We start from the raw sequence: 21,316 nt of genomic DNA, 5'->3' as shown, positions 1-21,316 counted from the left end.
CTATATATCGCGGCGCGTCGGCGAAAGGCCCTTGGCCCGACGGTCACCGCAGATATTGGGAAGCAGACGGGGTTTTCAACCATGCCGATGGTCACAGAGGAACAGGTTCTGGCGGCACTTCGTTGTGTGAAGGACCCGGACCGGGGTACGGACATCGTGACGCTGGGCATGATTTCCGGCCTGACCGTGAAGGGCGGCAACATCGCGTTCGCCGTGGAAGTGGATCCTGCCAAGGGTGCGGCACTGGAACCCCTGCGCCAGGCGGCGGAGCGCGCGGTGGATGCGCTGCCCGGCGTCACGTCGGTCACCGCCATGCTGACCGCCCATCGCGCCCCGCCCAAGCTGGGCGGCGGTGGGCATGATCACAAGGGGCACGACCACAAGGGCCACAGCCACGCCGCCCCGGCCCCCACCCCGCCGCCGCGCCCGGCCAAGATCGGCATCCCCGGCGTGCGCGCCATCATCGCCGTGGCCTCGGGCAAGGGCGGGGTGGGCAAGTCGACCACCGCCGTCAACCTGGCGCTGGGCATGGCGGCCAACGGGTTGCGCGTCGGCCTGCTGGATGCCGACATCTATGGCCCGTCCCTGCCCCGCATGCTGGGACTGTCGGGCAAGCCGGAGACGACGGACGGCAAGGTGCTGAAGCCGCTGGCCGGCCACGGGGTAAAGGTCATGTCCATGGGCTTCCTGGTGGCGGAGGAAACGCCGATGGTCTGGCGCGGCCCCATGGTGATGGGCGCCATCCAGCAGATGCTGCGCGACGTGGCCTGGGGAGAGCTGGACGTGCTGGTGGTCGACATGCCGCCGGGGACCGGCGATGCGCAGCTGTCCCTGTCGCAGAATGTGCCGCTGGCCGGGGCCGTCATCGTCTCCACCCCCCAGGACATCGCCCTGCTGGACGCGCGCAAGGGACTGAACATGTTCCGGCGCGTGGACGTGCCCGTGCTGGGCATCGTGGAGAACATGTCCTATTTCTGCTGCCCCAATTGCGGCCATCGCAGCGACATCTTCAGCCATGGCGGGGCGCGGGCGGAGGCGGACAAGCTGGGCGTGGACTTCCTGGGCGAAGTGCCGCTGGACATCGCCATCCGCGAGACCAGCGACAGCGGTACCCCCATCGTCATGTCGCAACCGGACAGCGAGCACGCCAAGGTCTATCGCACCATAGCCGCCCGCGTCTGGGATAAGATCAGCCTGGGCGGGGCACGTCAGGCGCCACGGATCATCATAGACTGAGGACAGCGGTATTCATGCTGCCCGGTTTCAGGGCAAACCGTCTTTGAAACAGACTGTCGCGGCAAGCCTGCCGAAAGACGGATTGCTGCACTGCGTATCGTGCAATGGATTTTTCCTTTCCGTCTGGACCGGCATTTGGTACATAAACTGCGTGCTCCGGCGGAGGACGGACAGGATGTATCAAGACGAACCAATCCGAGTTGCATATGCGTTTCGTGACGGCGCCCACTCCTTTCGGGCCGCCGATCCTCGCACGGGTGATGTCCAGGTTGCGCATGGCGTACCGGAAGTCGCCTATGAGGAGGTAACGCGGACGCTGAGCGAGCGGGTTGCGGGTCGTGTTGGTGCATACGCGCAGGCCCGTCCCCAGCTGGCGTTCAAGGAATTCTGGACATGGCTGCAGATGAACCCCATCGCGGCCATGCCGAACACCCCTTGCCATGTCGAGTTCGCTTGGGAAGTCCGACCCTGAACCCGGCATTGCAAGTCGCCATGTAGGCGGTATGTGTATGGATTGCTGAACAACTGGCGCCCGGCCCCAATCCGGGCGCCATTTTTTTATTCCGGCCAGACGCCGTCATCGACCATCTGGTCGTAGCTATAGGGGCAGGCGGGCGGGAAGGTCGCTTCCGTCAAACCAGTTTCCTTGAAGGCGTCGGCGATCGCGTCCTCATAGGCATCGACAATCGCCTCTGCCAGTACCGCCTTGAGGCTTGGATTGTCCCGCATGTGCCGAAGCAGCTTCCGGCGTTGCTCCTTAACCGAAAACTGCCCGCTTTTTCCCCGGCGCTCCGGCTGGAACTGCCATTTCAGCAAATGCAGCAGCAGAACGGCCAGCCGATTGACCAACTCGCGCTTTTCCGTTCGCCCCATGCTCTCGATCTCCTCGGCAATGTTGGCGATATCAGCGGCGTCGAGTTTGCCGGCGCGCAGCAGGGTGGCCTGCTGGTTGGCCCAGGCTTAGAAATCCTTCTCATAAAGGCTCATGGCACCCTCCCTGGCGACAGACCAGATTTGGGCAAGGAAAGACGTCGGGGCAAGCGGAAAACCACCTGCCCCACCTTCCCACCCCTTACCGCAGCGCCTGTTCCAGATCGGCGATCAGGTCGGTCACATCCTCCACGCCCACCGACAGGCGGACCAGGCCGTCATCGATGCCGATGGCGGCGCGCTGGTCGGCGGGGATGCTGGCATGGGTCATGATGGCCGGGTGTTCGATCAGGCTTTCCACCCCACCCAGGCTTTCGGCCAAGCTGAACAGCTCCGTGCGTTCCAGCATGCGGCGCGCCGGCTCCAGCCCACCCTTCAGATGGATGGTCACCATGCCGCCGCCGGCCCGCATCTGGCGCTTCGCCAGATCATGCTGGGCATGGCTGGGCAGGTAGGGGTAGCGGACCTTGGCCACGGCGGGATGCTTTTCCAGCCATTCGGCGATCTGGGCACCGTTCTGGCTGTGGCGTTCCATGCGCAGGGCCAGGGTCTTCAGGCTGCGCATGACCAGGAAACTGTCGAACGGGCCCTGGATGGCGCCGACGGCATTGTGCAGGAAGGCCAGACGGTCGGCGATCTCCCCCGCCTCCCGCACTACGGCGATGCCGCCCACCATGTCGGAATGGCCGTTCAGATACTTGGTGGCCGAATGCACCACCACGTCGAAACCCTGCTCCAGCGGCCGCTGGATCCAGGGGCTGGCGAAGGTGTTGTCGGCGACGGAGATCAGGCCCCGCCTCTTCGCCAAACCGGCCAAGGCTTCCAGATCGGCCAGCTTCAGCAGCGGGTTGGTGGGCGTCTCCACCCAGATCATCTTCGTCTCCGGCCGGATGGCGGCTTCCACCGCCGCCAGATCGGACAGATCGACGGTGGTCACCGACAGGTTGGCCGTACGCGAGCGCACCCGGTGCAGCAGGCGGTAGGTGCCGCCATAAAGATCGTCGGACGCGATGACATGGGCGCCGGCATCCAGCAGTTCCAGGATCGTCGCCTCCGCCGCCAGTCCGGATGCGAAGGCATAGCCGCGATGGCCCGATTCCAGGTCGGCCACGCAGGCCTCGTACGCCATGCGGGTGGGGTTCTGGCTGCGGGCGTACTCGTATCCCTTATGCACGCCAGGGCTTTCCTGCACGAAGGTGCTGGTGGCGTAGATGGGCACCATGATGGCGCCGGTGGTCGGGTCGGGCTGCTGGCCGGCATGGATGGCGCGGGTGGCGAAACCCTGGCGGTTGGGGCGACCCGTGGGTTGGTCTGTCATGCTGAACATCCTTGTTGGTTCAAGTCCGGCCTCTAGCGGGTCGGATCGTTGACGGCATCGGCCAGCACCTGTTCCAGCCGGGCGATGAACTGGGCGATATGCAGCCCGTCGACCAGGCCGTGATGGGCCTGGATGGCGATGGGGAAATCCACACGGCCATCGGCGTGGCGGAACTTGCCGACAGCGATGTTGGGGATGGAGCAATCCCCGAACCGGGCCATGGGATGCTGGATGGAGGTGAAGCGCAGCCAGGGCATGCAGGTGCCGAAGATGTAATCCCGGCTGGTCAGCGGCTCTATCCGCATCTCCAGGGCATTGCGGGCCAGTTCCCGGTCGGCCAGGTAATCCTTCAGGAAGGCCTGGAAATCCGGCTGATAGGGAATGGTGGAGAAGTTCAGGTTCTGGTCCCTGCCCAGCACCGTATAGGACAGGGTAAGGTTCTTGACCTCGTTCAACCGTCCTTCCATCAGGCGCAGGCGGAATTGCGGGATGTCCAGGCTGGCCCGGCCGATGGAATGCAGCACACGGGCGAAGGGCGGCACGCCGGCATCCTTGGCCGCGGGCACGAAATCCGGGCAATCGGCCACGGCCGCGATATTCACGGCGGGCTGGTCGTAACGGTCGAAAAGGGCGATCTGGCGGCTGCGGTCGATCAATCTCAAGTGCTCCCATGACGGGTTCCCGACCCGATCCGGGGCACTTAGTTTGCGGGGTGCCTGTTTGCAACACCCGTCGGCTCCGCCAGAGCCCGGTTTGGATAACCGCGATGCGGGCCGGGGTCAAGCCGGCAGCAGCACCAGACAGGCCAGCGGCGGCAGCGTGATCTCGGCACTGCAGGGCTGCCCGTCCCAGGGCAGGTTTTCCGCCTGGATCAGCCCGTCATTGCCGATGCCGCTGCCGGCATAGGTGCTGCTATCGCTGTTCAGCGCCTCCCGCCAGGCACCGCCGCGTGGCAGGCCGATGCGGTAGCGCTGACGCGGCACAGGCGTGAAATTCACCACCGACACGGCCACGGAGCCTTCCGCGAAGCCATGACGGCTATAGGCCAGCACGCTTTCGTCGGCCGACCCGCCCTTGATCCAGCGGAAGCCTTCCGCCTCGCAATCCCGCTCATGCAGAGCGGGCGTATCGCGGTAAAGATGGTTCAGGTCCCGTACGAAATCGCGCACGCCACGGTGCCAGTGGCCGCCGCCTTCACCGTCCAGCAGATGCCAGTCCAACTGGCCATCATGGTTCCACTCCCGGCCTTGCGCGAATTCCCCGCCCATGAACAGCAGCTTCTTGCCGGGATGGGTCCACATGAAGCCGAAATAGGCGCGCAGATTGGCGAATTTCTGCCAATCGTCGCCCGGCATGCGGGCCAGCAGAGAACCCTTGCCATGCACGACCTCGTCATGGCTGAGCGGCAGGATGAAATTTTCGGAGAAGGCGTAGAGCAGACCGAAGGTCAGGTCGTTATGGTGATGACGGCGATGGATGGGGTCCAGCTGCATGTATTTCAGCGTGTCATGCATCCAGCCCATGTTCCATTTATAGCCGAAGCCCAGGCCGCCATTATGGGCGGGCTGCGACACGCCCGGCCAGGCGGTGGATTCCTCCGCGATGGTGATGGCCCCGCCGCCCTGCCCTTCCTCGGTGCCGTAGACCAGGGCGTTCATGCGGCGCATGAAATCGATGGCTTCCAGGTTCTCCCGCCCGCCATGGCGGTTGGGTATCCATTCGCCTTCCTTGCGGCTGTAATCCAGGTACAGCATGGAGGCGACCGCATCCACCCGCAGCCCGTCGATATGGTAATGCCGCAGCCAGAACAGGGCGTTGGAGATGAGGAAGTTCGTCACCTCGTTCCGGCCGAAATTATAGATCGCCGTGTTCCAGTCGGGGTGATAGCCCTGGCGCGGATCGGCATGGTCGTAGAGGTGCGAACCGTCGAACTGGCTCAGCCCATGGGCATCGGTGGGGAAGTGGCCCGGCACCCAGTCGATGATCAGGCCGATATCAGCCTTGTGGCAGGCATCGACGAAGGCCTGGAAATCGGTGGGCGTGCCGAACCGCGACGTGGGCGCGAACAGGCCCAACGCCTGATAGCCCCAGGACCCGTCGAACGGATGTTCATGCACGGGCATCACCTCGATATGGGTGAAGCCCATTTCCTGCACATAGGGCACCAGCTGGTCCGCCAGATCGCGCCAGCTGAGATAGCCGTCCTTGTCCGGCCGCCGCCAGGAACCCGGATGCACCTCATAGATCGAGATCGGCGCCGACCGGGCGTTGCGTGCCGCTCGTTGGGCCAGCCAGTCGCCATCCTGCCAGGCATGATGGTCGATGCGGGCAACGATGGAGGCGGTGGCCGGCCGATACTCCGCCGCCAGCGCATGCGGATCGGCCTTCAGCGGCAGCAGGTGGCCGTTGGCATCCAGCAGCTCGTATTTGTAATGCGCCCCTTCGCCCACACCGGGGATGAAGATTTCCCAGATGCCCGCGCCCATCCGCAGGCGCATGACATGCAGGCGGCCATCCCAACCGTTGAAATCACCGACAACCGAGACGCGCCGCGCGCTGGGCGCCCAGACGGCGAAGCGCACCCCGGCCACGCCGTCGATCACGTCCAGATGCGCGCCCAGCTTCTCGTATGACCGCCAGTGCCGCCCCTCCCCCAGCAGATACTGGTCCATCTCCCCCAGCAGCGGCGGGAAGCGGTAGGGGTCCTCGATCTCCCACCTGTCCGTCCCGCGCGTCAGGCGCAGGCGGTAACCGGCGGCCTGTTCGGCCGTCAGGGTACCGGCGAAGAAGCCGTCGGGATCAAGCCGAGCCAGATCCAGCCGCTCCGCCCCGTCCGGGCCGATCACCGTCACCTTGTCCGCGTCGGGCCGGAACACCCGCAGCGCCACCCGCCCCGAACCATCATGCAACGGATGCGGCCCCAGGATCGCGAAGACGTCGCCATGCGTCGCATGGGTGATGGCGGCGATCTCAGCGGCGGACGGGGTATGGGGCATGATCGGCCTGGGCTGGGGGTGGAAGGCGGAAATTTACCATAGGTTGCCCATCCAGGCTTGGGAAGCGGGCAGAAGATCAGCCGTTCCCGCGCGGCCCCAGCCGGCGTTCCCGGATGGTCTTTTTCGACCGGGCCAAGCTTTCGGTCAAGGTGACGCCCCGGCGCAGGGCCACCGCCACCTGCAACACGTCCAGCATGGCCAGATGCGCCAGACGGCTGACCATCGGCGTGTACATGCTGGTATCTTCCACCACATCGACCAACAGCGACACGGTGGCCTTTTCCGCCAGCGGCGACCCGCCGCTGGTCAGCGCCACCACCTTGGCCCCGCTATCCAGCGCCAGATCGACCGAGCGCAGCAGTTCGCGCGTGCGGCCGGTGTGGGAGATGACCAGGGCCGCGGCATTGGGGCCTAGCAGGGTGGCCGACATGGCCTGCACATGGAAATCGGTATAGGCGACGCAGGGGATGCCCAGACGGAAGAACTTGTTCTGCGCATCCATGGCGACGACACCGGACGCACCGAAGCCGTAGAATTCCATGCGCTGCGCCTCGGTCAGGATGCGCACCGCCTCTTCCAGGGCTTCAGGGTTGGTGTGGTTGCGCACGCGGGTCAAGGACGCGATGGAGCGGTTCAGCACCTTGGCCGCCACATCCACCACGGCATCGTCGGGCCGCACCTCCTCATGTACATAGGGCGTGCCGGTGGCCAGGTCCTGGGCCAGGCGCAGCTTGAAATCCTGGAACCCGGCGCAGCCGATGGACCGGCAGAAGCGCACCACGGTGGGCTGGCTGACCTGCGCCTCGCGCGCCACCTCCGCCACCGAGGCATTGACGACCGAATGCGGGCGCTTCAGCACCACTTCGGCGATCTTCTGTTCGGACCGGCGCAGACCGGCCTGCATGCCGCGGATACGTTCAAGCACGTCGCGCGCTCCCCAAACCTGTAAGTCGGCCGGTAGGCCGTGTAAGGGAATTACACGAAATCCGCATCCTTTTGGCAAGGCTGCCATATCGGCGGTAACAGCGGGGCACCATTGCCCGCAGACCTTGGCCCGTTGCGCCGCCGAAATGCTTCTAAAAAGGCAAATGCCGTAGTAAAGTTACGCCGCAGCGCAGCATGAAGGTCAGAAACATGCGCACGAATGCCGGAATTGCAGGCAGCGCGCGTAGTCGCCGCTTGCCCCGACCGGTAATTCTGCTACATTCAGGACAGAAGACGGCGCGGGGTGCGCGCCGCCTGGGCCGAAAAACGGCCCGAAATCAAGGGACGGGCGGGCCGGGTGCCATGGCTGATGTGATGCAGGTGAACCCCTTCGACTATGTGGTGTTCGGCGGCACGGGCGATCTGGCCCTGCGCAAGCTGATGCCAGCACTGTATTATCGCGAGCGCGACCATCAGCTGACCGACGACAGCCGCATCATCGGCGTCTCGCGCACCGATCAGGACACCGCCGCCTTCCGTGCCCAGATCACCAAGGCCCTGGGCCAGTTCATCCCGGTCGAGGATATCGATCAGGGCGTGCTGGACCGTTTCCTGGGCCGCATCGCCTATGTGGCGCTGGACGCCACCAAGCCGGGCGGCAACTGGCCGCATCTGGCCGATGCGCTGAAAGATGGCGGGGACAAGGCCCGCGTCTTCTATCTGGCCACATCTCCGGCCCTGTTCGGCGCCATCTGCCGCAATATCAAGGATGCCGACCTGATCTGCCCCAAGACGCGCGTCGTCCTGGAAAAGCCCATCGGCAAGGACCAGGCATCGGCCAATGCCGTGAATAACGAGGTCGGGGCGATTTTCCAGGAAGAGCAGATCTTCCGCATCGACCATTACCTGGGCAAGGAGTCGGTGCAGAACCTGATGGTCCTGCGCTTCGGCAACGCCCTGTTCGAACCGCTCTGGTCCGCCAACTATATCGACCATGTGCAGATCACGGTGGCCGAGAAGGTGGGCGTGGAAGGCCGCGCCGAATATTACGACAAGGCCGGCGCGCTCCGCGACATGGTGCAGAACCATTTCCTGCAGCTTCTCTGCCTTGTGGCCATGGAGCCGCCGTCATCCCTGACGGAGGACATGATCCGCAATGAGAAGATCAAGGTGCTGCGCGCGCTGCGCCCCATCACCGCGCAGGAGGTGAAGGCCAAGACCGTGCGCGGCCAGTACCGCCAGGGTGCGATCGAGGGCAAAACCGTCCCCGGCTATGCCGACGAACTGGGTGCATCGTCCAACAACGAGACCTTCGTCGCCATCAAGGCGGAGGTGGATAATTGGCGCTGGGGCGGGGTGCCGTTTTATCTGCGCACGGGCAAGCGCATGCCCACCCGCTATTCCGAAATCGTCATCCAGTTCAAGGCCACGCCGCACAATGTGTTCGGCCGGGGTGCGGGTGAGCTGACCGCCAACCGTCTGGTCATCCGCTTGCAGCCGGACGAGGGCGTGAACCTGTCGATCATGACCAAGGTGCCCGGCCCCGGCGGCCTGCGCCTGCGGTCGGTGCCACTCAACCTGTCCTATGCGGAGACGTTCAAGGACCGGTATCCCGACGCCTATGAACGGCTGCTGATGGACACGGTGCGCGGCAACCCGTCGCTGTTCATGCGCCGGGACGAGGTGGATGCCGCCTGGGCCTGGATCGACACCATCCAGAAGGGCTGGAAGGATACCGACCAGCCGGCCGAACCCTATCCCGCCGGAAGCTGGGGCCCGCTGTCGGCAGCATTGCTTCTGGCCCGCGATGATCGGCGGTGGAACGATGCCGATTATTAAGGATCACGCCGATAAATCGGCCCTGGTCACGGCGTTCGCCGACCATATCGCCGGCCTGATCCGCGATGCGGTGGCCAGCCATGGTAGCGCCTCGCTGGTCCTGTCCGGCGGCACGACCCCGGCCGACCTGTTCGCCCGGCTGGATATGATCGACCTGCCCTGGGATAAGGTCTATCTGACCCTGTCGGATGAGCGCTGGGTCGATCTGGACGATCCGGCCAGCAACGAGGCCATGGTGCGCCGGACCCTGTCGGGGGCGGTCGCCAAGGGCGCCACGGTCGTCGGGCTGAAAAGCGTCGGTGGGACGCCGGCCGACGGTCTGGCCCGCACCAGCAGCCGGCTGGCCACCATGCCGCGCCCCTATGATCTGGTGCTGCTGGGCATGGGGGAGGACAGCCATACGGCCAGCTTCTTCCCCGGTGCGATGGGATTGTCAGAGGCGTTGAGCGGTGCGCTGGGGCTGGCCGTGGCGGCCGTTACCCCGGCGGGTGGTGTACCCGCACGCATCACCCTGACCCTGCCGGAACTGCTGCGCTCGCGTGCCATCGCCCTGCTGATCACGGGCGAAAAGAAGAAGTCCGTCCTGGACGCGGCGTTGCAGCCGGGCCCGGTCGAAGCGGCCCCCGTCCGCGCCGTCCTGCACCAGGACAAGGTCCCCGTTTCCATCTGGTGGGCGCCCTGATCCCCGCAAGGGGCCCCCGAAAGAGGAAGTCTCGAACATGACACAGGACGCCATCCGCCGCGTCACCGACCGGATCATCGCCCGCAGCGAAGCCACCCGGTCCAAATATCTGGAGCAGACCCGCGCCGCCCGCGGCAGCGGTCCGCGCCGTGGCACGCTGGCCTGTGGCAATCTGGCCCATGGCTTCGCCGCCTGCGGCCCCGATGACAAGGCCAAGCTGAAGTCGGGGAACGAGCCGAACATCGCCATCATCTCCGCCTACAACGACATGCTGTCGGCGCATCAGCCGCTGGAACGCTATCCGGCGCTGATCAAGGATGCCGTGCGCAAGGTGGGTGCGGTGGCGCAGTTCGCCGGCGGGGTGCCCGCCATGTGCGACGGCGTCACCCAGGGCCAGGCCGGCATGGAACTGTCGTTGTTCTCCCGCGACGTCATCGCCATGTCGACGGCCATCGCCCTGTCGCACAACATGTTCGACAGCGCCCTTTATCTGGGCGTCTGCGACAAGATCGTACCGGGCCTGTTCATCGGCGCCCTGTCCTTCGGCCATCTGCCGGCGATCTTCGTGCCGGCCGGCCCGATGACGTCCGGCCTGTCCAACCCGGAGAAGGCCAAGGTCCGGCAGTTGTATGCCGAGGGCAAGCTGGGTCGCGACGCGCTGCTGGAGGCGGAGTCGCAAAGCTACCATGGGCCGGGCACCTGCACCTTCTATGGCACCGCCAATTCCAACCAGATGCTGATGGAGATCATGGGCCTGCACCTGCCCGGCTCCAGCTTCATCAACCCCAACACGCCGCTGCGTGACGCGCTGACGGTCGCGGCCGCCGAACGGGCCGTGAAGATTTCCGCGCTGGGTGACGAATACACCCCCATCTGCGACGTGATCGATGAGAAGGCCATCGTCAATGCCATCATCGGCCTGATGGCCACCGGCGGGTCCACCAACCATGCCATCCATCTGGTCGCCATGGCGGCAGCGGCGGGGATCAGCATCGACTGGCAGGATGTCAGCGACCTGTCCTCCGCCGTGCCGCTGCTGGCCCGCGTCTATCCCAATGGCGTGGCCGATGTGAACCATTTCCACGCCGCCGGCGGCATGCAGTTCGTGATTTCCGAACTGCTGGATAGTGGCCTGCTGCATGGTGATGTGAAGACCGTGGCCGGCGATGGCGGGCTGGAGCCCTATCGTCAGGACGCGTTCCTGGACAATTACGGTGTCGCCACCTGGCGCCCCGGCGTGAAGGTCAGCGCCGATACCAAGGTGCTGCGCCCCGCGACCGAACCGTTCGACAGCACGGGCGGCATGCGCCTGCTGTCCGGCAATCTGGGCCGTGGCGTCATCAAGGTGTCCGCCGTGAAGCCGGAACACCGGATCATCGAGGCGCCGGCCGCCGTGTTCGACAGCCAGGACGCGCTGCAGGCCGCCTTCAAGACCGGCAAGCTGAACCGCGACGTCGTCGCCGTGGTCCGTTTCCAGGGTCCGCGCGCCAATGGCATGCCGGAACTGCACAAGCTGACGCCCGGCCTGGGCGTGTTGCAGGACAAGGGGTTCAAGGTGGCGCTGGTCACCGATGGCCGCATGTCCGGCGCGTCGGGCAAGGTGCCGGCCGCCATCCATATCACGCCGGAATGCCTGGCCGGCGGACCGCTGGCCCGTGTCCAGGATGGCGACATCATCCGCCTGGATGCCGAGACGGGGGAACTGAACGTGCTGGTCGATGCGGCGGAATTCGCTGCGCGCACCGTCACCGTTCCCGACCTGTCCGGCAATGAATGGGGCATGGGCCGCAACCTGTTCGGCGCCTTCCGCGCTGCCGCACTGGGCGCCGAACAGGGTGGTTCCTGCTTCGCCGCCCCCAACACCAACACCTGACCGGAACCGACACGATGAGCATGGATATCGCCCAAATCGCCAGCTTGGCCCCGGTCATCCCGGTGATCATCATCGACCGGCTGGAAGATGCGCAGCCCCTGGCCGAGGCGCTGGTCGCCGGCGGCCTGCCCGTGCTGGAGGTGACCCTGCGGTCGCCGGCCGCACTGGAGGCCATCCGTATCATGGCCAAGGTGCCGGGTGCCGTGGTCGGCGCCGGCACGGTGATCGCGCCGGAACAGGTGGCACAGGTGGCCGATGCGGGTGCGAAGTTCATCGTCAGCCCCGGTACCTATCCGGCCCTGGTCGATGCGGTGCTGGACAGCGGCATCCCCTATCTGCCGGGCGTGGCCACGCCGGCGGAGATGATGTACCTGCTGTCGCGCGGCATCCGCCACCAGAAGCTGTTCCCGGCCACGGTGGTGGGCGGCATCGACATGCTGAAGGCCGTGTCCTCGCCCCTGTCCCAGATCAAGTTCTGTCCCACAGGCGGCGTGGGTGCGGCTACCGCCCCCGACTTCCTGGCCCTGCCCAACGTCATGTGCGTGGGCGGGTCGTGGGTGACGCCGAACCATCTGGTCAAGGAAGGCGACTGGGCCGGCATCACCGCCCTGGCGCGCGAGGCGGCGGCACTGCCGCGGCGTGCCTGATCCCTTTACGGTCCTCTACGATCGCCGTTGTCCGGTCATTTCACGGCGATCGACCTTGTGGGCGGTTGGAGAAATCCAACCGCCCACCTTTTTTGCCCTTACGGATGCGGGAACGGAATCCCGTGCCGCACGGCCAGCGCCTTCATGATCGCCACCCGCGTGCCGGCAAAGCGCAAACCGCTATGCCGCCCCGTCTCCAGCCCGTCATCGGCATCATCACCGAAGATCAGCAGCGGCAGACCCTGGTTCGCCTCCCCCACCAGCGCCACAACCTCCGCCCTGGGACGCGGGAAGTCATGGCGGCGCAGTTCGATCTTCGCCAGCAGTTCCGGAAAACGGGCCAGCACCCCCTCCATGAACATGCAATCGGCGCAATAGAAGCGCTGGCCGGGATATTTCTCGTCCGGGAAATCGGGCGGCAGCAGGTAGAGGATGTCGCGGGACATGGGGCATCTCCGTCAGCGGTTGCCGTTTTCTATCACGGGACAAGCCTTGCCAACCACCCGCACCGGGTCCACATTGTTGCGAATGATTTGCGATTGGTGATGGCGGCGGGATGAGCGAGCCGACGAGCAACCGCCGCTGGCGGCCCTTCTATATGGCCCTGGGCTATGTCTGCGTCGGCCTAGCCATGGCCGGGGCCGTGCTGCCCGTACTGCCGACCACGCCGTTCCTGCTGGTGGCGCTGTGGGCCTATTTCCGCTCGCACCCGGAAAAGGCGCAGAAGCTGCTGGACCATCCGCGCTGGGGGCCGCCGCTGCGTGACTGGCGCGAACAGGGGGCCATCCCGACGCGGGCCAAGATCGCGGCCGTTTCAGTGATGGCGCTGTCCTGGCTGATCGTGTTCTTCACGGCGACCAAGCCGTGGGTACCCATTGTGGTGGGACTGACCCTGTGCTGCACGGCGACGTTCGTGGCGACAAGGCCGGCACCGAACCGGGGAACGGGGGCGGCCTGAGCCGCCCCCGTTTTTGTTGTTCCTCAGTCGCCGGCGCCCACATCCGTGGGCTTGGCTACGCCGCACGCGCGGCGCGGCGGCAGTCGCCGCCGATGCCGACGGTCATTCTGACCGTCGGCATTACCCCGCCAGCAACCCGCGCAACTGACGCCCGGCCACCGCCAGCATGGCGATGTCCAGGGCGGCCACACCGCGCAGGTCGGTCAGCAGGCTGTTGATCCGCTCCAGCGGGCCCTGGCGCTGGGCCGCCCAGGCGCCGAACGGATCGCCGCCCGGATTCTGGGTCAGGACACGGGCCGTCAGGCGGGCCTGCAGGTTGAACAGATCGTCCAATGAGGCCGCAACCGCCTGGCGCTGCCAGTGATTGTCGGTCTTCACTTCCGTCGTGCGGGCCCGCAAATATTCCAGGCCCAGGCGGTCGCCCAGGTCGAAATACAGGCTGGCCACGTCGGACGGGTCGCGCCCGGCCTCCATGGCGATCTGGGCGATGTCGGTGGCCGCCGCCAGCAGCGGCAGGGCCGCGACGCGGCGGGCCAGATCGCCCGGCACCCCGTCCTTGGACCAGTTGCCCGCCGTCTCCGCCAGCCATTTCAGGGCGGCGGGCGACAGCACGTCGGGCAGATGGCCCGTCAGCTCCTCCACCACCGGCGCCAGCCGCGCGCTTTCGGCGGCGATGTCCAGCGGATAGGAACCATTGGCCAGGACCCAGGGCACGGCCCGGCGCATCAGCCGGCCCGTATAGAGCATCATGGCCGTCTGCACGGCGGCCGGCACCTTGGTATCCAGATCCTCCACCGCGTCCCACAGCCGGCGCAGGCCGAAGGCGTCGCGGACGATCAGATAGGCACGGGCCACGTCGCCCTCGCTGCGGCCGGTCTGTTCCACCATCTCCCAGGTGAAGGTGGGGCCGACGCGGTTGACCATGCCGTTGGTGACGGCGGTGCAGATGATCTCCCGGCGCAGCTGATGGCGGGCCACGGCGTCGGGGAACTTCTCCTGCAAGGCCTTGGGGAAATAGCGCATCAGGTCGCGGCCGACGACGGGATCGTCGGGCAGGTCGGAGGCCAGCAGCCGGTCATAGAGGTCGATCTTGGCATAGGCCAGCAGCACGGCTGTCTCCGGCCGCGTCAGGCCGCGCTTGGCATTGGCGCGGGACGCGATCTCCTCATCATCGGGCAGATACTCGATGGTGCGGGACAGCTTGCCGGCCTTTTCCATGGTGCGGGCGAAGCGGGCCTGGTCCTCCAGCGTCTCCACAGAGGTGGCCTGGGCGATGGTCAGGGCCTGGGTCTGCTTGTAATTGTCGGCCAGGACCAGCTCCGCCACCTCGTCCGTCATCTGGGCCAGCAGCACGTCGCGCTGCTCGCGCGTCATGCCGCCGCCATCCATGACGTCGCGCAGCAGGATCTTGATGTTCACCTCATGGTCCGACGTGTCCACGCCGGCCGAATTGTCGATGGCGTCGGTATTGATCGACACGCCGGCCTGTGCCGCCTCGATACGGCCACGCTGGGTGAAGCCCAGATTGGCCCCTTCGCCCACCACCTTGGCCCGCAGCTCGCGGCCCGACAGGCGGATGGCGTCGTTGGCCTTGTCGCCGGCATCGGCGTTGGTTTCGTCCGACGACTTCACATAGGTGCCGATGCCGCCCAGCCAGAGCAGTTCCACCTTGGCCTTCAGGATGGCGCGCATCAGTTCGGCCGGGGTCGCCCGCTCGCCCTGCATATCCAGGACGGCGCGGATTTCCGTGGTCAGCGGGATGGACTTGGCCCCGCGATCGAAGATGCCGCCACCAGCGGAGATCTTGGTGGCGTCATAATCGGCCCAGGACGAACGGGGCAGATCGAACAGGCGCTTGCGTTCCGCCCAGCCGACGGCCGCATCCGGGGTCGGGTCCACGAAGATGTGGCGATGGTCGAAGGCGGCGATCAGGCGGATATGCTGCGACAGCAGCATGCCGTTGCCGAACACGTCGCCCGACATGTCGCCCACACCGACGGCGGTGAAATCCTCATTCTGGATATCCTTGCCCAGCTCGCGGAAATGGCGTTTCACCGCCTCCCACGCGCCGCGCGCGGTGATGCCCATGCCCTTGTGGTCGTAACCGGCCGACCCGCCCGAGGCGAAGGCATCATCCAGCCAGAAGCCGTAATCGCGCGACACGCCATTGGCGATGTCGCTGAACGTGGCCGTGCCCTTGTCGGCGGCCACCACCAGGTAAGGATCGTCGCTGTCCAGCCGCACCACATCGGCGGGCGGGATCACCGCCCCGTTCTTCAGATTGTCGGTGATGTCCAGCAGGCCGCGCATCATCGTCTTGTAGCATTCGATGACTTCGGCCATCACCGCCTCGCGGCCCGCGCTGGCCGGCACGGGGTTCTTGACGATGAAGCCGCCCTTGCTGCCCACCGGCACGATCACCGCGTTCTTGACGATCTGCGCCTTGATCAGGCCCAGGATCTCGGTGCGGAAATCCTCCTTGCGGTCGGACCAGCGGATGCCGCCGCGGGCGACCTTGCCGCCGCGCAGATGGATGGCTTCCACCCGCGGGCTGTAGACCCAGATCTCCCGCCACGGGCGCGGCAACGGCAGATCGTCGATCGACGCGCTGTCCAGCTTGAAGGAGATGTAGGACTTCGCCTTCCCGTCCGCACCCTTCTGGAAGAAGTTGGTGCGCAGGGTGGCGCGGATGATGTTCAGCATCCGGCGCAGGATGCGGTCCTCATCCAGGTTGGTGACGGCGTCCAGCGCGTGGTCGATCTCCAGGATCAAACCCTTGCGCCTGGTATCCACCTCATCCCGGCCCAGCTTGGTCAGGATGACCGGATCATGGCTGAAGCGGAACAGGTCCAGCAGCAGGCGGGCGATCTTGGAATGGGTCGCGACCGTATTCTCGATATATTCCTGGCTGAAATCGAACTTGGCCTGCTTCAGATACTTGGCATAGGCGCGGAAGATGGTGACCTCACGCCAGTCCATGCCCGACAGCAGCACCAGGCGGTTGAAGGCATCGGACTGCGCCTCCCCCGTCCAGACGCGCTGGAACGCATCCTCGAACGCGGCCTTCACGCGGTCCAGTTCCACGGCGCGGCCATCGGCCGTGCGCATGTCAAAATCCTGCATGAAGATGTTGGACGTATCGCCGGGGAATTCCACCTCGAACGGGCCGCCTTCGGCCAGGATGCGCAGGCCCAGATGTTCCAGCATGGGCAGCACGCGCGACAGTTCCACCGGACTGCCGATCTGATAGACCTTGAAGAACAGCTGATGGGCATCCGCCTCCACCGGCCGGTGGAGGTTCAGCGCGATGCCGCCCTGGGCGATGATTTGTTCGATCCGGGCGATGTCGACCACCGCCTCGTCCGGCGTGTACGCCTCCTGATAGGATGCCGGCAGGGCGGCATTATACTTGCGCGCCAGCGCCAGGCCAGCGGCCTCCCCCTTCTCCTCCACCAGAGCCTGGGTCAGACGGTCGCGCCAGCCGCGCGCCGCCTCGATCAGCTGGCTTTCCAGCTCGCCCACATCCACATCCGGCACCTTGCCGGGATTGGTCTGCACAATCAGGTGGACGCGGGCCAGCACGCTTTCCGACAGCGAGACGTTCACCTGGGTGGAGGTGCCGTCATAGGCCTTCTCGATCAGGCCCTGCAGGCGCTTGCGCAGGTCGGTGTCGTACCGGTCGCGCGGCACATGGATCAAGGCGGAGACGAACCGTTCGAACGGGTCCTTGCGCACGAACAGGGCCACGCGCTGGCGTTCCTGCAAATGCAGCACGCCCATGGCGATGTCGTACAGCTCGTCATCGCCGATCTGGAACAGCTCGTCGCGCGGATAGGTCTCCAGGATATGGACCAGGGCCTTGCCGTCATGGCCGCGATGATCGAAGCCCGAACGGGCGATGACGCGGTTGACCTTCTGGCGCAGGAACGGGATGTCGCGGGACGAGCGGTTATAGGCGGTGCTGGTGAACAGGCCGACGAACAGCCGCTCCCCGATCTCCTCCCCCGCATCGTTGAACAGCTTGACCATGACCGCGTCCAGCGGTGCCCGGCGATGGACGGTGCTGTCCTTGTTGGCCTTGGTCACCATCATGAAGCGCGGCTGACGCACGAAGGCCTTCACCTCCGGCGGCAGGGTGGAGAAATAGCGCAGACCGTCGAAGACGGAGACCTCGTCATCGCGCAGCAGGCCCAGCCCCTCGCCATGCTGGATGTCCAGCGTCTCCTCATCCTTGTCGCGACCCAGGCGGTATTCGCGGATGCCGAGGAAGATGAAATGGTCCTCGTCCATCCAGCGCAGGAAGGCCAAACCTTCCTCCCGCTCGTCGGCCGCCACCGGGCCGTACTGGCCGTCGATGGTTTCGGTCAGGCGGGTGCGCATGGCCTGGAAATCGGTCACCGACGCGCGGACATCGGCCAGGACCCCGGCGATGCCGGCGCGGATGGCGTCCAGTTCATCGGCACCCGTGCGCTGATCGACCTCGATATGCATCACGGATTCCGCGATCGCATCGGCCGGCGCGTCGCCATTCTGCCAGATGGCCGTCAGGCGGCCATTGGCATCGCGGCTGACACGGATCACCGGATGGACGATCAGATGCACGGTCAGGCCATGGCGGTTCAGTTCGGCCGAGACGCTGTCCACCAAGAAGGGCATGTCGTCATTGACGATTTCCACCACCGTGTGATGGGCATGCCAGCCGTCGGCATCGACGCGCGGGTTCAGCACGCGGACCAGGGCCTCGCCCTTCTGGCGGCTGCCGCCGAACTGCATGATGGCGATGGCCGCGCCATACAGCTCATCCGCGGTGGAACGCAGCATGTCGTCGGGCGACACGTTGCGATAGAAGGCCCGCACGAAACCTTCGGCCAGGCCGGCCTTATCCTTGGAAAGGCGTCCGCGCAGCTTGGCGACGACCTGTTCCACCAGCTCGGACTTACGCTGTTCGAGCTTGAACGCCATGGTGTATCTCCCGCAATGGACCGCATCTTGTCGGGGCGGTTGTGTGGCTGGATTTGCCCCGGCACGGTTCGCGGACGGTACCTTGCGCCTTTTATGCGTCGGCCAAAAGAGGGCTGGGTGACGTTTGCGCGTCCGGGAACGCTTATGCCGCCGACAGGCTGGCATACGGCATTCCATTGCTTTACAAGCGACTAAGGCTTTCTTTTCGAATCCGCCCCCGCCCGCCATTCCTTCCGTCAGGGAAACCGCAGCCCGTGGCCATGCCCGACTCGACAGTGCTGGGTCTGACCGCCGTCATCGTCGCGGTGACGGACGAGGTGCCGCGCGTACTGGTGGTCCGGCGCATGACCCACAACCTGGCGACGCCGGAACAGCGCGATGCCACGGCGGGGCAGGACGCCCTGCCCTTCGGTCCCTTCACCGCCGACCGCGACCGCACCCTGGAACAGGGTCTGCGCCGCTGGGTGGAGGAACAGACGGGCCTGCCGCTGCGCTATGTCGAACAGCTCTACACGTTCGGTGACCGGTACCGGGATGCGCGCGAGTTGGAGGGCAGTTCGCGCGTCGTCTCCGTCGGCTATATGGCGCTGGTGCGCGAGGCACCGCTGTCGGGCAGCGGCGCGGCGGAATGGCACGACTGGTACGATTACTTCCCGTGGGAGGATTGGCGCGACGGGCGGCCCGCCATCCTGACCCGCACCATCCTGCCGGCTTTGTCGCGCTGGATCGCCGCGGCACCCGACCCCGCCATCGCCGCCGCCCGCGCCGAACGCGTCTCCACCACCTTCGCGGAGGAGGAGCTGTGGGACACCGAACGGGTGCTGGAACGGTATGAGCTGCTCTACAGCGCCGGCCTGGTGGAAGAGGCGCTGCGCGACCGCGCCATCCGGCAGCGCCTGGGCCTCAGCCTGGATAATGGCCATCTGAACGAGCCGGAACTGGCGGCCCAGATGGGCACGCCCATGGCCCAGGATAATCGCCGCATCCTGGCCGTGGGGCTGGGAAGGCTGCGCGGCAAGCTGAAATACCGGCCGCTGGTGTTCGACCTGCTGCCCCAGCAATTCACCCTGTTCCGCCTGCAGCGCACCGTGGAGGCGCTGTCGGGGGTGCAACTGCACAAGCAGAATTTCCGCCGCCTTGTCCTGGCCGGTGGCTTAGTGGAGGCTACCGGGTCACAGGAAGCGCATACCGGGGGGCGCCCGGCGGAACTGCACCGCTTCCGCCGCGACGTGCTGCGCGAACGGGTGGCGGCGGGCATCGGCCTGCCGCAGGTGCGGATGGTGGATTGACGATGATCGAGAGCGCCCGCCTGATCCTGCGCCCCTGGCTGGACAGCGACCTGGATGCCCTGGCCGCCATCAATGCCGATCCGGCCGTCCACCAATGGCTGGGCGGGCCGATCAGCCGCGAGATGACCCAGGCCAGCATCGAACGCCAGTGCGGATATCAAGAGGCCCACGGCCATTGCTTCTGGGCCGCCACCCTGCGCGACGGCGGCACCCTGGTCGGCATGATCGGGATACAGCCGGTGCGGTTCGAGGAACGCTTCACCCCGGCTGTGGATATCGGCTGGCGGCTGGGCAGTGAATGGCAGGGGCGCGGGCTGGCCAGCGAGGGGGCGAAGGCGGCGCTGGATCATGGGCTGAACGTGCTGCGCCTGCCCAATATCGTGTCCTTCACCGCTGTGGGGAATAGGGCCAGCCGGGCCGTGATGGAACGGATCGGCATGGTCCATGACCCGGACGGCGATTTCGACCATCCGGCCCTGGCGGCAGACCATCCGCTGCGCCGGCATGCACTGTACCGGGTGAAATAAACAACGCCCGGCAGCGGGTTTCCCCACTGCCGGGCGTCGGTCCCCAGCCGGGTCCCGGAGGACCCCAATTTCAACATCATGCTACCCGCCTGTCGCCAGCCGGTGGGAGAGCCCAATATCCCCGCGCATGTGCACAAAGCACTTTGCGAATCGCGTGCCAAGTGTGGTGCGGCCCATTCCAAAGGGATTAACCCGATGGCGGTTGCCTTGCGCTGCCCACAAACACGGCAGTGGCGCGGAATTGGGCAGCGAAATCAGCGAACGACGGGCACCCGGGTATCGGACTGCCAGAAGGACCAGCGCACGCCGGCACCGAGGCTGTAATTCGTCTTGTCGCGGAACAGCGGGCTGTCCTCATTCGCGGAGCCGCCATAATAGCCGACCTGGGCCGCACCGAAGACCAGCAACCGGTCATTGACGGGATAGGCCAAGCCCAGCGTGGACTTGGTGCCGATATAGCCGCCATCCGCCTTGTAGGCGGGGCGGCTCGCCGTGGCATAAGCAGCTTCGACGCCATAGAAATAATCATTCACCCCGTCATAGCCGAAGACCGGCCCGATGGAGGCGTAGCCACGCAGCTTGGTCCCGCCCAGCGAACGGTCGAACCAGCTCAATTCCGGATTGACGCTGATACCTTCGTAATCGAACCCGATGAAGCGGGTGGCGATGACGGCACGCACCTCCACGCCCAGATCGACCTGCACATCCGCATGCTTGGGCATGAAGTGCCAGGTCGCCTTCGGCCCGGCTTCGATCAACAGGTCCAGGTCGGGCATGCCCTGGCGGGCCTTGTTGTCCTTGCTGTCGACATCGAAGGACCCGTCAAGGCCGATATCCAGCTCGAACCGCCCGCCGGCCATTTCCTGGCGCGCGCGGATGAAGCCGTTATCGCCGATGCGCAGATTGTCGCCGCGATAGATCAGGAAGGGCACGGGCAGCGCCTTGAACTGCCCTTCGGAAGCCGCCGGATAATGCGCGACATAGCCGCCGGCGGCCAGGATGCTGGCTTCCCACAGCGGGGCGGTCTCGTTCGTCGTCTCCATGCCGAACAGGGCGGACTGGGCCATGGCGGGGCCCGACAAGGCCAGCAGGGCGGCGGCGCAAACGGCAAGGCGGCGGATCATCAGGGCACGGG

The 21,316-nt window shown here is 65.9% G+C and carries 15 protein-coding genes and 1 pseudogene; 8 read left to right on the top strand and 8 right to left on the bottom strand.

Annotated features, from left to right (window positions below; translation table 11 throughout):
- Positions 1–81 precede the first annotated feature (81 nt).
- The gene (gene apbC, locus ACM9HJ_RS11240) at positions 82–1,236 is read left to right on the top strand and encodes an iron-sulfur cluster carrier protein ApbC (protein ID WP_416571815.1); all 1,155 of its coding nucleotides are present in this window, start codon (positions 82–84) and stop codon (positions 1,234–1,236) included.
- A 558-nt stretch (positions 1,237–1,794) separates the two neighbouring features.
- Here the strand turns inward: apbC and ACM9HJ_RS11235 are convergent.
- The 5 genes and pseudogenes from ACM9HJ_RS11235 to hexR form a co-directional block, all read right to left on the bottom strand.
- Positions 1,795–2,184: pseudogene (locus ACM9HJ_RS11235) on the bottom strand (DUF29 domain-containing protein); the annotation flags it as partial.
- A 124-nt stretch (positions 2,185–2,308) separates the two neighbouring features.
- On the bottom strand, positions 2,309–3,484 hold the full coding sequence (locus tag ACM9HJ_RS11230; protein ID WP_416571814.1) for a cystathionine gamma-synthase: 1,176 nt from the start codon (positions 3,482–3,484) through the stop codon (positions 2,309–2,311).
- 32 nt (positions 3,485–3,516) lie between these two features.
- Positions 3,517–4,140 (bottom strand): CatA-like O-acetyltransferase, encoded by a 624-nt coding sequence (locus tag ACM9HJ_RS11225; protein WP_416571813.1) that lies wholly within the window; start codon positions 4,138–4,140, stop codon positions 3,517–3,519.
- Between the two features lie 123 nt (positions 4,141–4,263).
- Positions 4,264–6,480 (bottom strand): 1,4-alpha-glucan branching protein GlgB, encoded by a 2,217-nt coding sequence (gene glgB, locus ACM9HJ_RS11220; RefSeq protein ID WP_416571812.1) that lies wholly within the window; start codon positions 6,478–6,480, stop codon positions 4,264–4,266.
- A 76-nt stretch (positions 6,481–6,556) separates the two neighbouring features.
- Complete coding sequence (hexR, locus tag ACM9HJ_RS11215) at positions 6,557–7,405, bottom strand: transcriptional regulator HexR (protein ID WP_416571811.1); 849 nt, start codon at positions 7,403–7,405, stop codon at positions 6,557–6,559.
- Positions 7,406–7,767: 362 nt separating this feature from the next.
- On the opposite strand from hexR, the gene zwf reads away from it, so the two are divergent.
- The 4 genes from zwf to ACM9HJ_RS11195 are packed head-to-tail and all read left to right on the top strand — an operon-like array spanning position 7,768 to position 12,445.
- On the top strand, positions 7,768–9,243 hold the full coding sequence (gene zwf, locus ACM9HJ_RS11210; protein ID WP_416571810.1) for a glucose-6-phosphate dehydrogenase: 1,476 nt from the start codon (positions 7,768–7,770) through the stop codon (positions 9,241–9,243).
- Positions 9,230–9,925, top strand: coding sequence for a 6-phosphogluconolactonase (gene pgl / locus ACM9HJ_RS11205; RefSeq protein WP_416571809.1), 696 nt, complete (start codon positions 9,230–9,232; stop codon positions 9,923–9,925). The genes zwf and pgl overlap by 14 nt, the downstream gene beginning before the upstream one ends.
- A gap of 37 nt (positions 9,926–9,962) precedes the next feature.
- Positions 9,963–11,798: a phosphogluconate dehydratase gene (gene edd / locus ACM9HJ_RS11200; RefSeq protein WP_416571808.1), complete on the top strand. Its 1,836-nt coding sequence runs from the start codon at positions 9,963–9,965 to the stop codon at positions 11,796–11,798.
- Positions 11,799–11,812: 14 nt separating this feature from the next.
- Positions 11,813–12,445 carry a bifunctional 4-hydroxy-2-oxoglutarate aldolase/2-dehydro-3-deoxy-phosphogluconate aldolase gene (locus ACM9HJ_RS11195; protein WP_416571807.1) on the top strand — a complete coding sequence of 211 codons (633 nt, stop codon included), beginning with the start codon at positions 11,813–11,815 and terminating at the stop codon, positions 12,443–12,445.
- A 98-nt stretch (positions 12,446–12,543) separates the two neighbouring features.
- Here the strand turns inward: ACM9HJ_RS11195 and ACM9HJ_RS11190 are convergent, their stop codons facing one another.
- Positions 12,544–12,891: a DUF3088 domain-containing protein gene (locus ACM9HJ_RS11190; protein WP_416571806.1), complete on the bottom strand. Its 348-nt coding sequence runs from the start codon at positions 12,889–12,891 to the stop codon at positions 12,544–12,546.
- A 110-nt stretch (positions 12,892–13,001) separates the two neighbouring features.
- Between ACM9HJ_RS11190 and ACM9HJ_RS11185 the strand changes: the two genes are divergently transcribed.
- Positions 13,002–13,403, top strand: a complete 402-nt coding sequence (locus ACM9HJ_RS11185; RefSeq protein ID WP_416571805.1) for a YbaN family protein — start codon at positions 13,002–13,004, stop codon at positions 13,401–13,403.
- 120 nt (positions 13,404–13,523) lie between these two features.
- On the opposite strand, the gene ACM9HJ_RS11180 is transcribed toward ACM9HJ_RS11185, so the two are convergent.
- Entirely contained in the window at positions 13,524–18,365 is a 4,842-nt protein-coding gene (locus ACM9HJ_RS11180; RefSeq protein WP_416571804.1) for an NAD-glutamate dehydrogenase, read from the bottom strand.
- A 260-nt stretch (positions 18,366–18,625) separates the two neighbouring features.
- Here ACM9HJ_RS11180 and ACM9HJ_RS11175 point away from each other — a divergent pair, with 260 nt between their 5' ends.
- Positions 18,626–19,654 (top strand): NrtR DNA-binding winged helix domain-containing protein, encoded by a 1,029-nt coding sequence (locus ACM9HJ_RS11175; RefSeq protein ID WP_416571983.1) that lies wholly within the window; start codon positions 18,626–18,628, stop codon positions 19,652–19,654.
- Positions 19,655–19,656: 2 nt separating this feature from the next.
- A complete protein-coding gene (locus ACM9HJ_RS11170) occupies positions 19,657–20,181 on the top strand; it encodes a GNAT family N-acetyltransferase (protein WP_416571982.1) in 525 nt (174 codons plus the stop codon).
- Between the two features lie 254 nt (positions 20,182–20,435).
- Here the strand turns inward: ACM9HJ_RS11170 and ACM9HJ_RS11165 are convergent, their stop codons facing one another.
- Positions 20,436–21,305: a MipA/OmpV family protein gene (locus tag ACM9HJ_RS11165; RefSeq protein WP_416571803.1), complete on the bottom strand. Its 870-nt coding sequence runs from the start codon at positions 21,303–21,305 to the stop codon at positions 20,436–20,438.
- Between the last annotated feature and the right edge of the window lie 11 nt (positions 21,306–21,316).

The sequence above is a fragment of the Niveispirillum sp. KHB5.9 genome (assembly GCF_048066115.1).
In the GTDB taxonomy this organism is placed as follows: Bacteria; Pseudomonadota; Alphaproteobacteria; order Azospirillales; family Azospirillaceae; genus Niveispirillum.
Note: the sequence above shows the minus strand (reverse complement) of the source record. Positions and strands in the feature narration are given on the sequence as shown.

What these genes read in the sequence shown, in the direction of transcription:
- ACM9HJ_RS11165 (WP_416571803.1), bottom strand. Translation starts at nt 21,305, where the DNA reads ATGATCCGCCGCCTTGCCGTTTGCGCCGCCGCCCTGCTGGCCTTGTCG.
- edd (WP_416571808.1), top strand. Translation starts at nt 9,963, where the DNA reads ATGACACAGGACGCCATCCGCCGCGTCACCGACCGGATCATCGCCCGC.
- ACM9HJ_RS11175 (WP_416571983.1), top strand. Translation starts at nt 18,626, where the DNA reads ATGCCCGACTCGACAGTGCTGGGTCTGACCGCCGTCATCGTCGCGGTG.
- ACM9HJ_RS11195 (WP_416571807.1), top strand. Translation starts at nt 11,813, where the DNA reads ATGAGCATGGATATCGCCCAAATCGCCAGCTTGGCCCCGGTCATCCCG.
- ACM9HJ_RS11180 (WP_416571804.1), bottom strand. Translation starts at nt 18,365, where the DNA reads ATGGCGTTCAAGCTCGAACAGCGTAAGTCCGAGCTGGTGGAACAGGTC.
- ACM9HJ_RS11190 (WP_416571806.1), bottom strand. Translation starts at nt 12,891, where the DNA reads ATGTCCCGCGACATCCTCTACCTGCTGCCGCCCGATTTCCCGGACGAG.
- glgB (WP_416571812.1), bottom strand. Translation starts at nt 6,480, where the DNA reads ATGCCCCATACCCCGTCCGCCGCTGAGATCGCCGCCATCACCCATGCG.
- ACM9HJ_RS11170 (WP_416571982.1), top strand. Translation starts at nt 19,657, where the DNA reads ATGATCGAGAGCGCCCGCCTGATCCTGCGCCCCTGGCTGGACAGCGAC.
- ACM9HJ_RS11230 (WP_416571814.1), bottom strand. Translation starts at nt 3,484, where the DNA reads ATGACAGACCAACCCACGGGTCGCCCCAACCGCCAGGGTTTCGCCACC.
- zwf (WP_416571810.1), top strand. Translation starts at nt 7,768, where the DNA reads ATGGCTGATGTGATGCAGGTGAACCCCTTCGACTATGTGGTGTTCGGC.
- apbC (WP_416571815.1), top strand. Translation starts at nt 82, where the DNA reads ATGCCGATGGTCACAGAGGAACAGGTTCTGGCGGCACTTCGTTGTGTG.
- pgl (WP_416571809.1), top strand. Translation starts at nt 9,230, where the DNA reads ATGCCGATTATTAAGGATCACGCCGATAAATCGGCCCTGGTCACGGCG.
- ACM9HJ_RS11185 (WP_416571805.1), top strand. Translation starts at nt 13,002, where the DNA reads ATGAGCGAGCCGACGAGCAACCGCCGCTGGCGGCCCTTCTATATGGCC.